Raw genomic sequence first — 16,408 nt, 5'->3', positions numbered from 1 at the left:
TCCAATTTTTGGGGTTCACTTCACATTCTGAAAGGAAAAAGTACACTTTTAATTATCCGTAAATGCCGCCATGACGCGGTTTATGAGCTATTTTTCTGCCCGTTCCAGCACCGTAACACTCTCCACATGCTGTGTCTGCGGGAACATATCAACTGGCCGGGTTGATTTGGCTGTGTAGCCGGCTTCTTGTAAACGAACGAGGTCACGAGCCAATGTGGCCGGATTGCAGCTGATGTAAATCATCTGCTGCGGTTTCAGATAGGCAACTGCGTCGATGAAGGATGCGGCCAAGCCCTTGCGTGGCGGGTCAACGACCAATGCATCGACCTTCAAATCGTCATCCTTCCATTTTTGGATAACGTCTTCGGCTGGTCCCAACGTAAATTGGGCATTGTCGATGTGGTTGAGTTTGGCATTGTGCTTGGCATCTTCAACGGCCTGAGCGACAATTTCAACCCCATAAACCTGCTTTGCTTCCCGTGCCAGCAAAAGCGAAATCGTTCCAATGCCAGAATAAGCATCGATGACGGTTTCCTGACCGGTCAAATGGAGCTGATCGAGCGCTGTCCGATACAGCCGTTCGGCCTGAGTTGGATTGACTTGATAGAAGGATTGTGCCGAAATATCGAACTGCAGGCCTAAAAGCGTATCTCGAATGGTCGATTTGCCGGCCAGCACGGTCGAATGCGGCCCTAAAATGACATTGGTTGCCTTCAAATTAACATTATGCATGATGCTGACGACTTCAGGCAATTTATTTTGGATGGCCGTTACAATTTCCTTTGCATGCGGCAGTTTTTTCGTCTTGGTAATCAGCACAATCATCGTTTCGTGACTGTAGTAACCCCGCCGCACCATAATGTGGCGAATCACACCGCTGTTTTTCTCCTCATGATAAGGTTCGATATTGAACTGCCGGAGAATGTCCCGCACGACCACGATGGCATGATCGATGGCCGGATCTTGGATAAAGAAGTTTTCCATCGGCACCAGGTCATGGCTATGCGGCTTGTAAAAACCAGTGGTCAATTGGCCATGAACCATACGGACCGGAACTTGCGCCTTATTCCGATACCCAGTCGGATTCTGCATCCCCAACGTTGGGGCAACCGGAATATCAAGATGGGCTTTTTGATATAGATTTTCGATCTGCTGCTGCTTGAATTTAAGCTGGGCTGGATAGGCCAAATGCTGCAGCGGCGCAATTCCGGTTTGCGTAAATTCCCGACCAGCAACAGCGACACGGTCTTCGCTGACTTTGATATATTTCGTGACTCTGGCAAAACCATATGTCTTGTTGACCTTGGTCACTTTAATCTCGACTTCCTCACCAGGCAGTGCATTTTCGATGAACAATGGATAATGTTCAATCTTAGCCACCCCTTGAGCGGCGTAGGTCAAATCGGTGATTCGCACTGTCAGCACATCGTTTTTATGGACTGGTGTTTCTACTTTCATAGTTTCCTCCTTTTAAAAAAACTGCGGCAAACTGCCACAGTTTTTTTACGACTCTTATTCAGAATCTTTTTCATTCGTCAGTGCCGGTGTTTTCCCGACTTGCACGGAATCATCGACTAATGCTTTCTTAGGAATCGCATCGACGTTGGCATACATTTCAATGTGCTGACGCAGATTGACAAAATCAACCGGCGTATCACCGCCGTATTCACCATCGAGGTTGATTTTTAATGGTTCTTGACTGCTTGGCGTCTTCACAGATAAATGCTGTGTCTTGGTGTAAATGATGCGCGGATCGTTGACATGGCGGCCGCCATTGAGGACACGTGCCATCAATTGCAGCAGGTCGCCCATATTCGCCGTTTTGACGACGATCAATGAAAACTTGCCATCACCGAAATAGGCATCGGGAACCAGCTGTTCAAAGCCGCCGACTGAATTGGTCATCCCTAACAGAAACATTGACGCTTCCCCATCGTATTCGCCATCATCATACTTCAGCTGCATCGGCACAGAATTGATTCTCGGCAGCATTTCCGCTCCTTTAATCAAATAGGCAAAGTAGCCGAAAATCGATTTGAATTCAGACGGTACATCATAAGTCAGTTCGGTAAAAAAACCGCCGCCGGCAATATTCATAAAATATTTGTCGTTGGCCTTGCCGATATCCATTTTGAGGGTTTTACCTTTCAAAATGACTTTGGCGGCTTCGACTGGATCTTCACGCGGGATCTTAAGCGCACGTGCATAATCATTCGTCGTTCCGGCCGGAATGATTGCCATTCGTGGTCGGTGTTTCAATCCGGCAATGCCGTTAACGACTTCGTTAATCGTCCCATCGCCGCCGGCAGCGACAACAAGGGCATAGCCATCCTGAGCAACACGAGTGGCCTCATGCTGTGCCGACAGCGGTGCCGGGGTCGTTTGAAAGGCACTCGACTCAAAACCAGCTTCTTCCATAATGTTCAAGATATCCGCCACAGAGCGTTTCATTGCCTCGCTGCCCGCCGTTGGATTATAAATCAATCGCGCCCGATCTCGCATAATAAATCCTTCCTTTGTTTCAAAATTTCAATTAACGTGCCTTTAAAGCCGCCATCAATAATTGATTGACCACTTTCGGATTGGCCATCCCATGTGTCTGCCGCATAATCTGGCCGACCAGATAACCAACCGCACGATCTTTCCCATTCTTAAAGTCATCGATCGACTGCTGGTTATTATCTAACACATCTGTGATGATCGGATTCAATTGGTCCGGATCAGACAACTGAATCAACCCTTTGTCTTCGACCCATTGCCGTGGTTCCGTTCCATTCGTAATGATTTCCTTGAAGACTTTTTTGGCAATCTTAGAAGAAATCGTCCCATCTTCAATCATCTGAATCATCGTAGCCAAATGGGCTGGCGTTAATTTTGTTTCTGGTAAATCAACTTTATTTTCATTCAAATATTGGTTCACGCCGCCCATCAGCCAGTTGGAAGCCAGCTTGGCATCGGCGCCGTCGTTGATTGTCTCTTCAAAGAAATCTGACATTTCCTTGGTATCGGTCAGCACCCCTGCATCGTATTCTGGCAAACCGAGTTCATTGATGTAACGAGCCCGCCGTTTGTCCGGCATTTCTGGAATGTGGGCGGCAATGTCATCAATCCAGTCTTGGTCGATTTGAACACGAGGAATATCTGGTTCAGGGAAGTAGCGATAATCATCGGCCCCTTCCTTGACACGCATTAAGACGGTTTCACCAGTTGCTTCATCGAAACGGCGTGTTTCTGGACGAATTGTACCGCCGTTCATTAAAATACGGGCCTGCCGTTTTTCTTCGTAAGCTAAGCCTAAGCGAACATGGTTGAAGGAGTTCAAGTTCTTCAATTCGACTTTTTGACCGAATTCTTTCTGGCCGATGGGACGAATCGAGATGTTGGTATCGACACGCATCGACCCTTCTTCCATCTTGACATCGGAAGCGCCGGTAAACTGAACAATTTTACGCAGATTTTCCAAATAAGCGTAGGCTTCATCTGGGGAAGTCATGTCGGCTTTCGACACGATTTCAATCAAAGGCGTCCCCTGCCGGTTTAAATCGACATAGGAATATTGACCCGTATGGGTGTTCTTCCCAGCATCTTCTTCGACATGGAGTTCTTCAATCCCAATCTGCTTCGTCCCACCATCCGGCGTCGGAATCTCGATGTAGCCATCTCGAGCTAACGGGACCTCATGCTGGGTAATCTGATAGGCCTTCGGGTTATCCGGATAGAAATAATTCTTCCGATCAAAATGCGTATCATGGGCAACGTGGGCATGGAAAGCCAATGCGACCATGATCCCTAAGCCGTAAGCGCCTTGGTTGACGGTCGGCAGAACACCTGGAAAGCCCCAATCGATTACATTTGTGCTCGTGTTCGGTTCTGCACCATAAGTGACGGGTGCCGGACTAAACATCTTCGAATTGGTTTTTAATTCAACATGGACTTCGAGCCCAATCGTGGTTTCAAAATTCATTTTGCGGCGTCTCCTTCCATGTTTGGTGTTTGTTTATGAAAATCGGTAGCTTGTTCGAACGCAAAGCCGGCCCGATAAATTGTATTTTCAGCAAACGGCTTCCCAATCAGCTGCATCCCAATCGGCAGCCCATCGACAAATCCAGCTGGAATTGAAGCCGATGGATTGCCTGCTAAATTAGCCGAAATTGTTAAAATATCGTTCATATACATGGTGACTGGGTCAGAAACCTTTTCGCCAATACCAAAGGCTGGCGTTGGTGTTGTCGGGCCCATAATCAAGTCATGGTCTTTCAAAATATCATCAAAATCTTGTTTAATGAGCGTCCGCACTTGAGCAGCCTTCTTGAAGTAGGCATCGTAATACCCAGCGGACAAGGAGAATGTTCCTAACATGATTCGGCGCTTGACCTCATCGCCGAACCCTTCAGAACGGCTCTTGACGTAAACGTCTTCCAACGTCTTAACGTCTTTGGCACGGTAGCCATAACGAATGCCATCGTAACGCTGCAAATTGGAGCTGGCTTCACTAGATGCAATGATGTAGTACGTCGGCACTGCGTATTGAGTATGCGGCAAACTGACTTCATCGATTGTAGCGCCTAAGCTCCGCAAAGTATCGGCAGCCTTCAAAATGGCCGCCTTCACTTCAGGCTGGACCCCTTCTTGGAGGTATTCCTTCGGCATCGCAATCTTCATCCCTTTGATATCGCCGTTTAAGTTGGCGGTAAAATCGGGCACTGGATTGCCGCTGCTGGTGCTGTCCTTTGTATCCAGACCGCTGATGGCATTTAACAACAACGCATTATCGTAAACCCCACGAGTCAGTGTCCCAATCTGGTCGAGACTGGAGGCAAAGGCAATTGCACCCCACCGTGAGACACGGCCGTAAGTCGGCTTCATCCCAACGATGCCGTTGAAAGCAGCTGGCTGACGAATCGAACCGCCGGTATCTGTCCCTAAGGCAGCCGGCACAAATCCAGCAGCAACGGCTGCGGCCGAACCGCCTGATGAGCCGCCAGGGACCTTCGTATGATCCCAAGGATTGCTGGTCATTTGATAAGCAGAGGTTTCAGTGGAGGAACCCATCGCAAATTCATCCAAGTTGGTCTTGCCGATGGTAATCATCTTGGCGTCATTCAGCTTTTGAACAACGGTCGCATCGTAAATCGGCTTGAAGTTGTCGAGAATTTTGCTGGCCGCAGTGGTAATTAACCCTTTGGTAACAATATTATCCTTGATGGCAACTGGCAAACCGGACAGGACATCTTGCGGATTGATACCATCTTTGTCGACTTGAGCCGCTTTTTCAAGGGCCCGTTCGTCATCGGTCCGTAAGAAGGCCTTGATGTCTCCGTCTTGGGCATGAATGTTAGCTAATGTGCCTTGAATCAGGTCCTTGCTGGTCAATTCGTGATTGACTAACTTATCATGCAGGGATGTTAAGCTTTCGTTTAAATAATTCACTATTCGTCTTCCCCCTCATCAATGATCGCTGGCACTTTGATTAAGCCATCTTGTTCCTCTGGCACGTTTTCCATCAGTTCCTTGCGTGGTGTGCCCGGCTTGGCTTCATCCTTGCGGAACACGTTGACCAAGTCGCCAACATGCGTGGTTGGTTCAACGCCGGTCGTATCAACTTCATCTAATTGATCGACCATCTTCATAATTTCATCGAGCTGGCTGGTGAAATGGTCTAATTCGGCATCGCTGAAAGACAGCTTTGCTAATTCAGCCACATGTTCGACTTGCTTTTTTTCGATCATTAAAATCCCTCGCTTTTTAATTCAGAGCACCTGTCAATGAATCTTTAACTTTTCTTATTCTACCATATAACGCAAACAAGTTAAGCCGTGAATTAAACCGAATAAAAAAGAAGCGGCAAAATCGCCGGCTTCTTATGAAAAAACATTTCAATTTAGTTCCTAAAGCTTGCTCTTTTTAAACGTGTTCGCAGGCACTGATTGCTACGTTTAAGTCACTTTGCCCAAATTCCTAAAACCAAGGAATTTTGGTCAAAGTTTCCTTAAGCCTTCGCAATCAACCCGTGCCTTCTCGCACTCTAATACGAGCCGAATACGTGCGAGTAGAATTTCTTCTGGGTAGCGGTACGGGCTAAGAAGGCTTGTTCGCCTTGAACGGTCTTGATATTGATTTCAATATCGACACCGCTTGGCAAGTACTTATTAGCCGCTGTTGCGACGTACTGAGTAAAGCTCATGATTTCCGTTTCGCCATAGAACTGCGTGTTGATGGTGATGTTCATGCCCTTGAGTTTGCCATCTTCATAATGAGTCTGGGCGGTGACGCCGCTCAGGTTCGGGAAAAAGCTCTGGATATTGGTCTTGAAATTGGAGAAGGCGGTCGCATCGCCGCTGCTGCCGGTCTTTTCATCTTCGACGGCAGGTAATGAGTAATTAGCTTCGTTGAGCTTATGCCAGCTGGTAATCTTGTCAGACCCCTTAGCGGCCACTCCATAATAAATGTACGTCCCGCCGACTAGACTGTCCTGCGGAGCCAGCTGATACAGGCCGATCAGGATTGGCACATCATTGCCGACGCTCTTCTTGGCCCGTAATCGTTTAACGACTTTATTGGCAGCTTCCTTGCCTTTAGCGACCATCGTGTCCGTCGGAATGTCCGTTTGATAGGTCGAACCATACGCTTTTTTAGTGTAGTAATCGGTCTTATTGAGGCCGATTCCGACGCTGATGCCGCCTAAATTATACTTACTGCCGTTCTGCTGGACGAAATCCTGTTCTTCAATTTGTTGGATGTAGATTGGATTCCGAGTTGTCTCGCCGGTCTTGCCGTTGCTCTTCGGATTCAAGCCGTTCGGATCGCTGGACGACTGCCGGCCTAACCAAGCTTCGCCCATCGTCTTGGTAATTTTCTGACCTTCTTGGAAAATATAATCCTGAGTCGAAAATTCTTTCTTCGACAATGTCAGCAAGCCGCTTTCAAAGCTTTTAACATTGTACGTATTCGAATCCTGCGAAACGGTCAAGCCTCGAGCTGCACTCGTCTTGTACTTGCCATTTTCAATCAGGCCTTCATACATACTCGAATTCGACTGGCCCGTTGTCTGGTAGCCCGATTTGGTCGTCGTCGATTTCGTTCCGCTGCTGGAAATATTCGAATTTTTCAGATTGCCGCACCCTGCCAGCAGCAAAATGCTGGCCATCACGGTGCCTAAAAAGACATATAAACGCTTACTTCGCACTATTCTTCCTCATTTCAAAAACGATAGATTAGTCTGCTGCTTCATTTAAATAGGTATCAAGCTGATTTTCATCGATGATTTGAACACCTAACTGTTGGGCTTTCGTGTACTTGCTGCCCGGATCAGTTCCGGCCACAACGACATCCGTCTTCTTGGACACGGAGCCGGTCACATTTGCCCCCAGATTTTCAAGCCGTTCTTTCAGGTCGTTGCGTTTGTAGCCTTGCAGTGTCCCGGTCAGAACAACCGTTTTGCCCTTGAAGAAATTATCCGGCTGTTCAGCCGTTGCGGCGACTGTGCCCAGATAAGTCATGTTGACGCCAGCCTCCTGAAGGGCATTCAGCAGGACATGCACTTGCTCATCTTGAAAATAAACCGTCAAGCTATCGGCGATTGTGGCTCCCAAAGTCGACACAGATTCAATTTCATCCTGACTCGCTTGGGCCAGCTTTTCCATCGTGCCGAAGTGTTCGGCCAGCAAACGAGCCGCTTTGGAGCCGACATGGCGAATCCCTAACCCAAATAATAACCGTTCCAGCGAGTTTTGCCGACTGTTATCAATCGCATTTAATAAATTGTTAATCGATTTTTCTTTGAACCCGTCTAATTGGCTCAAATCATCCGCAGTCAGCTGATACAAATCGGCGACATCCTTGACCAAGTGATGATCGTAAAGCTGATTAACCACACTCGGTCCGAGTCCGGTAATCTCCATTGCATTCCGAGATGCAAAATGAACCATTTGTTCACGAACCTGCGCTGGACAAGCCGGATTGATACAACGTAACGCCACTTCATCATCGAGATGAACCAGTTCGGCGCCGCACGATGGACACGTCGTCGGAATTTGATACGGCTGTGAAGCTTGCGGTCGTTTATCCATGACAACGGTTGAAACTTCCGGAATAATATCGCCGGCCTTGTGAATCAGCACCGTATCGCCAGGCCGAATGTCTTTTTCCTGAATCATATCGGCGTTATGTAACGTCGCTCTGGCCACAGTAGTCCCAGCCAGTTGGACTGGATCCATGACCGCAGTCGGCGTCACAACGCCGGTTCGTCCCACCGTCCATTCAATCGAATGAATCACCGTCTGCGCTTCTTCTGGCGGAAACTTATAGGCAATTTCCCAACGAGGCACTTTGACGGTGTTGCCTAATTGGGCTTGCAGTACCAAATCATTGACCTTAAGCACGACCCCGTCAATCCCGTACGCCAAATCATCTCGAATGGCCTGATGCTTTTGAATGTAAGTATCAATCTGCGTCATTTCGGTACACAACTGATATTCAGGATTGACGTTAAAGCCTAATTCTTTGAGTGTTTTGAGGGCTTCGTTCTGAGTGCTGACTTGCAGCCCATCAAATGTGACAATCGTATACATAAAGGTGCTCAAATGCCGCCGTTTAGTGACATTGGCATCGAGCTGTCGCAAACTGCCGGCTGCGGCGTTGCGAGGATTGGCAAAGGTGGCTTCCCCATTGGCTTCTCGCGCTTCGTTCAGCTTGGCAAAAGCTTCCTTCGGCATGTAACACTCGCCCCGGACTTCAATCGATAACGGCTGACTTAATGTTTCCGGAATCGATTCGATTGTGCGGAGATTTTTGGTGATATCTTCACCGATTGTTCCGTTGCCACGAGTCGAGCCTTGAACGAGCTGGCCGTTTTCGTAAATCAAATCGATGGCTAGACCGTCGATTTTCAGTTCGACGTTATAGGCTAATTTCTGGTCTGTACTCTTTTCGAGCCGCTGATTAAATTCATTTAATTCTTCAAACGAGAAGACATCGCCCATCGATAACATTGGAATCGCATGTCGGACTTTGGTAAACTCCGGCAGGATTTCACCACCGACATTCTGAGTGGGAGAATCCGGCGTGACAATTGCCGGAAAAGCTGCTTCAAGATTCTGCAGGTCCCGATAGTTTTCATCATAAACATGGTCCTCAACTGTCGGGGTATCCGCTGTATAATACTGTTCCCGCCATTGATTCAGCTGGTCACGTAATTGTGCGGCTGCCTGACTGGCTTCCGCTTCGGTCATTTGAGCGACCGGTTTTGCAAGCGCCATGGTTCGGTGCCTCCTTTGCACATACTTTTCTTCTATTATAGAACAGCCAGCCGCAAAAGAAAAAGGGAGAGCGTGACAAAAGTGTGTCCCACTCCCCCTATAAATTTGCTTTTATTCGGTCACTTTTTCAATCGGCGCAAAGGTCGCTAACAACCGTTTGACGCCCATCTTCGGAAAGGCAATATCGAGTTCGGCGTCAACGCCATTCCCATTGACTTTGACAACCGTTCCAATGCCCCACTTCTTGTGTTTGACCTTATCGCCGGGCTGCCAAGTAATCTTATCGGCGCCGGTGCCCTCATTACGAGTGACAGTCGCCGTCTTCCGTTCACTGTACGTCGGTGCTGTGGCACGTTCATAACGTTCCCGAGCCCGTTTCAAAAACGGCGATTCTTCCTTGTTCGTCATGCTGCCGGCCACCGGTGTTTCCTGGTCGAGCAGTTTTTCATCGATTTCGCCGATAAACCGTGAGGCCGGATTCGACTGGTGCCGTCCATACAGCATCCGTGAATACGAATTGGTCAGATACAGTTTCTGCTTGGCACGTGTGATTCCCACATAGGCCAGCCGCCGTTCTTCTTCGAGCTCATCTTCATCTGCAGCGGCCCGTGACAATGGGAAGATGCCTTCTTCCATGCCGACCAGGAAGACAACTGGAAATTCCAGTCCCTTAGCGGCGTGTAACGTCATCAAGGTCACTTCCTGCGCATCTTCATCGACATCGTCTTGAGCCGACACTAATGCCAAATCAGCCAAGAAATCGACGAATAAATCGCTGTTTTCATCTTCCGGTTCATAACTGGCATCGAACTGCTGAGTTACCGATAATAATTCGTTGATGTTATCAAGCCGGTTTTGCGATTCGAGGTTATTTTCGGCTTCGAGAGCTTTCTTATAACCGGACTGTTCCAAAATGGCTTCCATCAATGAAGTGACGGTGATATCCGCACTGTCTTTTTCCTGCTGCAGCTGCTGAATCATCTTCCCGAACTGCACCAATGTATTGCGCGCCCGGCCGCTGATCGGCGACAATTCTGCATTTTGAGCAGCTTCCAATAAGGTCCAATCGTGTTCATCGGCAAAATCGGTCAGCTTCTGCAGCGACCCAGGCCCGATTCCCCGTTTCGGCGAATTGACGACCCGTTCAAAACTGAGCGAATCGGCCGGATTAACGACTAAACGCAGATAGGATAAAACGTCCCGAATTTCCTTCCGATCGTAGAATTTGTGGCCGCCGACCATTTTGTAAGGGACATTCGACTTCAGGAAACTTTCTTCGATGACACGTGACTGGGCGTTTGTCCGGTAAAGAACGGCAAAATCGCCATAATCGAGGTGATGTTCCTGACGGGCTTCCTGAATTTTGGACACGACGTATAAAGCTTCATCATGTTCATTCTGCGCCCGATAATAGGTGATTTTCGGCCCGTCGTTATTATCCGTCCACAAACGCTTCGGTTTACGATTGGTGTTGTTTTTGATGACATCATTGGCTGCATCAAGGATCATCTTCGTCGAACGATAATTCTGTTCGAGCATTACCGTCTTGGCATCGGGATAATCCTTCTCAAAGTTAAGGATATTTTCCATATTGGCCCCACGCCAGCCGTAAATACTCTGATCGGCATCCCCAACGACACAGAGATTGCGGTATTTAGCACTCAGCATCCGGACTAATTCGTACTGGGCTTCGTTAGTATCCTGATATTCATCGACATGGACATACTGGAATTTAGTCTGATAATAATCGAGCACGTCTTTATCCTGCCGGAATAATTGAATCGTCTTCATAATTAAATCATCGAAGTCGAGCGACTGGTTGAGCAGCAGCCGGCGCTGATATTCGGTGTAACATTTAACTACCGTTTTCTGAAACGGATTGTTGGCATCGGCGTCTTCGGCCAGCATTTCCGGCGTCTTAACGTCGTTTTTGGCATTGCTGATGGCCCCCAAAATAGCCTTCGGGTCGTATTGCTTCGGATCAATGTTGAAGTCTTTGACAATGTGCTTCATCAAGGTCAATTGTTCCGATGTATCAGCGATGGTAAAGGCCCGGTTCATGCCCATCTTATCGATATCACGGCGTAAAATCCGGACACATAACGCATGGAAAGTCGAAACCCAGACATCGTCGCCGCCGTCTTGAAGCAGCTGATTGACTCGTTCCCGCATTTCTTTGGCCGCTTTATTCGTAAAAGTGATCGCCAAAATGTGCCACGGCAGTACCCCTTTGTTCTCAATCAAATAAGCGATCCGCCGTGTCAGCGTTCGTGTCTTGCCGCTGCCGGCGCCCGCCATAATCAGTAATGGCCCTGCCGTCGTTAAAACGGCTTCTTGCTGTTTATCGTTTAACCCGTTTAATAATGCTTCTCCAGCCATGCAACTATCCTTTCTTGCTTACGCAACTGTGAATATTGAAAAGGCTGGCGCAAACGAACCAGCCTTCGTTCCTGTAATTTGTTGCTTTTATTATATCAAAAAAGCGTGCCCGAAAAAAGGCACGCATGAACATATGTTTGCAAAAAATGTTTTCTGAAATGTGTTTTGACTAAGCGCCGCTAAGCACGCTTTTATTCTAATCCGACTCGTTTGAAAATATCGTCGACATGCTTCAGATGCCAATGATAATCAAAAGCATCGTCAAGGTCGGCTTCCGTCAGGTATGCCATGACTTTATCGTTATGTTCGAGCAAATCACGGAAATCACGATGCTCATCCCAAGCACGTGCCGTTTCTGGCTGGACCAGGTCGTAGGCTGCTTCACGGCTCAGACCTTTATCAATCAGCTTCAGCAGCACCCGCTGGCTATAAATCAGGCCATGGGTTTCATTCATATTCTGAATCATCCGCTCTGGGAAGACGGTCAGGTTTTTGACGATATTGCCGAACCGGTGGAGAATATAATCCAATAATTCGGTTGAATCAGGTAAAATAATCCGTTCAGCGGAAGAATGGGAAATATCCCGTTCCGACCACAACGGCACATCTTCAAGTGCAGTAATCGTATGGCCCCGCAGGACACGGGCTAATCCCGTTACATTTTCGGAACCAATCGGATTGCGCTTGTGCGGCATGGCCGAAGAACCTTTCTGGCCAGCAGCAAAGTGTTCTTCAACTTCATGAATTTCGGTCCGCTGCAAACTGCGGATTTCGGTGGCAAACCGTTCAATCGAAGTGGCAATCAAAGCAATCGTCTGAATGTATTCGGCATGGAGGTCACGGGGCAGCACCTGTGTTGAAATCTCCTGTGCCCGCAAGCCAAGGTGACTCGTGACATAAGCCTCGACTTCCGGCGGAATATTGGCAAACGTTCCGACGGCGCCGCTAATCTTGCCAGCTTCGACCCCACGAGCTGCATGTTCAAACCGTTCTTGGTTCCGTTTCATTTCAGAATACCAAGTCGCCAGTTTCAAGCCAAATGTAATCGGTTCGGCATGGACACCATGCGTCCGGCCAATCATAACGGTATCTTTATACTTCTTCGCTTGGGTAGCCAGAATATCGAGAAACTTCTGAATATCTGTGCGTAAAATATCATTGGCTTGTTTCAGCAAATAACCTTGTGCTGTATCGACAACATCGGTCGAGGTCAGGCCATAATGGACCCACTTTTTTTCAGCCCCCAATGATTCGGAGACATCACGTGTAAACGCCACCACATCATGATGGGTGATTTTTTCCAAGCGGGCAATTTCTTTGGCATCGAATTTGGCATTGTCATGAATTTTCTTGGCATCAGCCGCTGGAATCTCTCCCAATTTTGACCATGCTTCAACGGTGAGAATTTCAACTTCGAGCCAATCCTGATACTTATTCTGATCGGTCCAAATTTGTCCCATTTCTGGGCGTGTATAACGTGCTAACATAAATTTCTCCTTTGTTTTAAACATTCCAGAGGTCGGTTGCATTGACCTGATTGGCTAATTTACGTAGATCCTGTCCGACAATCGTGACATGTCCGATCGCCGTTTCATCACTGATTGGTCCGTCCAGCGGATAATAATGGAAATGCCAGTCCGGCTTGATCTGAATCTGGGTGAACGACGCACTGATCTGCTGCTGCTGAATGCGGGCCATAATGCCTTCCTTCAATAAATGCGGTTTCGGCAGCGGCCAGCAGCAAAGACTGCGCAGGTGCATTTCATACTGGGAAAAGTCCATTGTTTCTGAGAAAACATCGCCGGCATCCAGCGGCCCAGGAATGACGCTTTTAACATAAATTGTATCGGCACTCGTGAGGAAGAATTCGACACTGAAAACGCCGCAATAATCGATGGCATTGCCGATTTGACGTGCAATCCGTCTGACTTCATCACCCACCTCAGGTGCAATCCGGGCTTTGATAACGGATGCCGCTAATTCCTGATCCTGGTAGTGACTTTCGATGACGGGATACGTCGTCAGAGAACCATCCTGGTCTTTGGCCACCACGACTGCCAATTCTTTCTCGCAGGGAATCCACGATTCCATGATATAACTGCCATGCTGCAAGTACGGCGCACTACCAGGAATATCATCGGCACAGTAGATGACATGCTGGCGTTCTTTGCCCAATCCTTTTTGAATCGGCTTGATGATGCATGGATAACCAATCGAATCGACCGCATCATAGACGTCCTGCACATTCAAAACAGTCGTATAGGGGGCAATATTAATGTTGTGGTCATTCAGGAAAACTTTTTCCAAATAGCGGTCCTGAGTGATCGACAAAATTGCCGCTTTCTGCGGAAAATAATGATGCTGTGCATATTTTTGCAGCAGCTCGTCATCGGCATTTTCATCCATTAAAATGGTGCAATTACTGACTTCGCCTAATTTGGCCAAGTCCTGCGCACTAGCTAGGCTTCCGATGAACTGATAATCCGCCACCTGCAGGGCTGGATCCGTCGGACGAGCCGCCAAAACGGCAATATGAAATCCCATCGCTCGTGCCGTCAGCGCCAGCCAATACGCACGCATGCCGGCACCAATGATGCCAATTGTTTGTCCTGGATAAATAAAAGTTGCCACACGCTTTTCCTGCTTTCTAAACTCATTCAATACCCCTATATTATCATATTTTAACGACAATTCTGCGCACTCGCTGCCGTTTCTTGCGAACGCATCCTGCTAAAGGCCATAAAGAAAGAAAATAACTTTCGTTCAGATCCCCTCTTTTAAATCATTATTGATCTTCATCCGAATCGCGTTCATTTAAACCGACATCTTCCTGCATCCGCTGGCCGGCTTCATGGTGCGGCCGGTTAAAAATCAAATTCAAGCCAACGGCCGAAATACTGGCCATCACGATCCCATTATCAAATAACAGCCGCATTGTGGCTGGCAGAAATTGGAAAATCTTGGGATAGAACGTGACTCCCAATCCCATGCCGATCGAAATCGCGACCACCAGCAGATTCTTGTCGCTGGTGAAATCGACTTCTTGCAGCATCCGAATGCCTTGGACAGCCACCATGCCGAACAGAACCAGCATCGCTCCGCCTAAAACAGGCGTTGGGATGATTGTCGCCATCGCCCCGATTTTAGGCAGTAATCCCAGCAGCATTAAGAACGCCGCTGAAAAGTAAATCGGCTTTTTTGTTTTGATGCCGGATAACTGGACTAAACCAACGTTTTGCGAAAAAGCGGTATATGGGAAGGTGTTGAAAATACCGCCTAAGATAACGGCCAATCCTTCGGCACGATAGCCCTTCTTCAAATCGGTGCTGGAAATTTTACGATCGGTAATATCGCCTAAAGCAAAGTAAACGCCGGTCGATTCAACCATTGAAACGAGCGAAATCAGAATCATCGTCACAATCGACGACCACTCAAATTTCGGTGTGCCAAAGTAAAACGGCTGCGGAAAATGGAACCAGCTCGCCTCAGCAACTGGTTTCAAGTCAACCATTCCGAACATGGACGCCACTAAAGTGCCGACCAGCAGCCCAATCAAAATCGCAATCGACTGGAAGAAACCCCGGCCCCACACATTGATGGCCAAAATAATCAGCACGGTCAGAAAACCGACGCCCAAATTAGTCAGACTGCCGAAACTAGCAGCAGTCGGCGTGCCGCCGCCTAAATCCTGGAAGGCAACCGGCATCAGCGTCAATCCAATGACGGTAATCAGCGTCCCGGTCACTAATGGGGGAAACAGCGCTTTGATTTTTGAAAACCAGCCGGCAATCAAATAGATAAAGATGCCAGCAGCGATAATGGCCCCATACATCGTTCCAATCGAAAAGTTTTTTCCAATCATTTTAAGCGGCTCGACGGCTTGAATGGCACAGCCCAAAATGACGGGCAGGCCGATTCCAAAGTAACGGTTGCCATAAACCTGCAGCAAGGTCGCTACGCCGCACATAAAAATATCGATCGACACCAGATACGTCATCTGCAAGGTCGAAAAATGCAAGGCCCCGCCAATCATCAGCGGGACCAGCACCGAACCGGAATACATTGCCAGCAAGTGCTGGAGCCCTAAAACGGCCGCTTTCGGTGTCGATACTTCCTGCGGCTCAGTCTGCATGACGACCGCCTTTGTCTTCAGTAAAGACCACTTGGCCGTTGTCGAATGCCTTGATGCGCGCCAGCGATTCGGTCCGAATGCCACGTTCGTCCAGCAAACGGCGCCCTTTCTGGAAGGTCTTTTCGATAACAATGCCGACCCCCGATAAGGTCGCATTGGCTTGTTGGATAATATCGATTAACCCTTCGACCGCCTGCCCATTGGCCAAGAAATCATCGATAATCAGCACATTATCATTTTCATTCAAGAACTTCTTCGAAATCGAAATGTGATTATTGACTTTCTTCGTATAGGAATAAACGGTGGACGTGTACAAATCTTCTTTCAGCGTAATGCTCTTATGTTTGCGGGCAAACACGACCGGCACATGGAACTGATACCCAGTCATCACAGCAGGTGCGATACCGGAAGATTCGACCGTTAAGATCTTAGTGATCGGTAAATCCTTGAAACGCTCATAAAACTCTTGCCCCAAAGCAAACATTAAATCAGGATCGACTTGATGATTTAAGAAGTTGTCCACCTTCAAGACGTCTTCCCCAAGTACTTGCCCATCTTTTTTGATACGATCTTCTAGTAGTTTCAAACGTAACGCTCCTTTTCTGTTTTGACTGCAAATTTCCAAAATTGAACAAAAAGG

The 16,408-nt window shown here is 47.9% G+C and carries 12 protein-coding genes; all 12 read right to left on the bottom strand.

Translation table 11 applies throughout. The annotated features are described in order from the left end of the window. Window positions 1–87: 87 nt before the first annotated feature. A complete protein-coding gene (rlmD, locus tag IV40_RS10025) occupies window positions 88–1,458 on the bottom strand; it encodes a 23S rRNA (uracil(1939)-C(5))-methyltransferase RlmD (RefSeq protein ID WP_057771194.1) in 1,371 nt (456 codons plus the stop codon). 54 nt (window positions 1,459–1,512) lie between these two features. Beyond that, window positions 1,513–2,502 carry a diacylglycerol kinase gene (locus IV40_RS10020; RefSeq protein WP_057771192.1) on the bottom strand — a complete coding sequence of 330 codons (990 nt, stop codon included), beginning with the start codon at window positions 2,500–2,502 and terminating at the stop codon, window positions 1,513–1,515. A 31-nt stretch (window positions 2,503–2,533) separates the two neighbouring features. After that, window positions 2,534–3,964: an Asp-tRNA(Asn)/Glu-tRNA(Gln) amidotransferase subunit GatB gene (gene gatB, locus IV40_RS10015; protein WP_057771190.1), complete on the bottom strand. Its 1,431-nt coding sequence runs from the start codon at window positions 3,962–3,964 to the stop codon at window positions 2,534–2,536. Further along, window positions 3,961–5,430, bottom strand: coding sequence for an Asp-tRNA(Asn)/Glu-tRNA(Gln) amidotransferase subunit GatA (gene gatA, locus IV40_RS10010; RefSeq protein ID WP_057771189.1), 1,470 nt, complete (start codon window positions 5,428–5,430; stop codon window positions 3,961–3,963). The genes gatB and gatA overlap by 4 nt, the downstream gene beginning before the upstream one ends. Further along, window positions 5,430–5,729, bottom strand: a complete 300-nt coding sequence (gatC, locus tag IV40_RS10005; RefSeq protein ID WP_057771187.1) for an Asp-tRNA(Asn)/Glu-tRNA(Gln) amidotransferase subunit GatC — start codon at window positions 5,727–5,729, stop codon at window positions 5,430–5,432. Before gatC ends, gatA begins: the two co-directional genes overlap by 1 nt. A gap of 296 nt (window positions 5,730–6,025) precedes the next feature. Next, window positions 6,026–7,147 carry a CamS family sex pheromone protein gene (locus tag IV40_RS10000; protein WP_057771195.1) on the bottom strand — a complete coding sequence of 374 codons (1,122 nt, stop codon included), beginning with the start codon at window positions 7,145–7,147 and terminating at the stop codon, window positions 6,026–6,028. Between the two features lie 67 nt (window positions 7,148–7,214). After that, complete coding sequence (ligA, locus tag IV40_RS09995) at window positions 7,215–9,257, bottom strand: NAD-dependent DNA ligase LigA (RefSeq protein ID WP_057771185.1); 2,043 nt, start codon at window positions 9,255–9,257, stop codon at window positions 7,215–7,217. Window positions 9,258–9,368: 111 nt separating this feature from the next. Next, window positions 9,369–11,636 (bottom strand): DNA helicase PcrA, encoded by a 2,268-nt coding sequence (pcrA, locus tag IV40_RS09990; protein ID WP_057771183.1) that lies wholly within the window; start codon window positions 11,634–11,636, stop codon window positions 9,369–9,371. Window positions 11,637–11,827: 191 nt separating this feature from the next. Further along, a complete protein-coding gene (gene purB / locus IV40_RS09985; protein WP_057771182.1) occupies window positions 11,828–13,123 on the bottom strand; it encodes an adenylosuccinate lyase in 1,296 nt (431 codons plus the stop codon). A 16-nt stretch (window positions 13,124–13,139) separates the two neighbouring features. Beyond that, complete coding sequence (locus IV40_RS09980) at window positions 13,140–14,267, bottom strand: ATP-grasp domain-containing protein (RefSeq protein ID WP_057771180.1); 1,128 nt, start codon at window positions 14,265–14,267, stop codon at window positions 13,140–13,142. A gap of 154 nt (window positions 14,268–14,421) precedes the next feature. Beyond that, window positions 14,422–15,768: a nucleobase:cation symporter-2 family protein gene (locus IV40_RS09975; RefSeq protein WP_057771178.1), complete on the bottom strand. Its 1,347-nt coding sequence runs from the start codon at window positions 15,766–15,768 to the stop codon at window positions 14,422–14,424. Next, entirely contained in the window at window positions 15,758–16,354 is a 597-nt protein-coding gene (locus tag IV40_RS09970) for a xanthine phosphoribosyltransferase (RefSeq protein WP_057771176.1), read from the bottom strand. Before IV40_RS09970 ends, IV40_RS09975 begins: the two co-directional genes overlap by 11 nt. Window positions 16,355–16,408 lie beyond the last annotated feature (54 nt).

It is taken from the genome of Lactobacillus selangorensis, from assembly GCF_001437205.1.
GTDB lineage: Bacteria > Bacillota > Bacilli > Lactobacillales > Lactobacillaceae > Paralactobacillus > Paralactobacillus selangorensis.
Note: the sequence above shows the minus strand (reverse complement) of the source record. Positions and strands in the feature narration are given on the sequence as shown.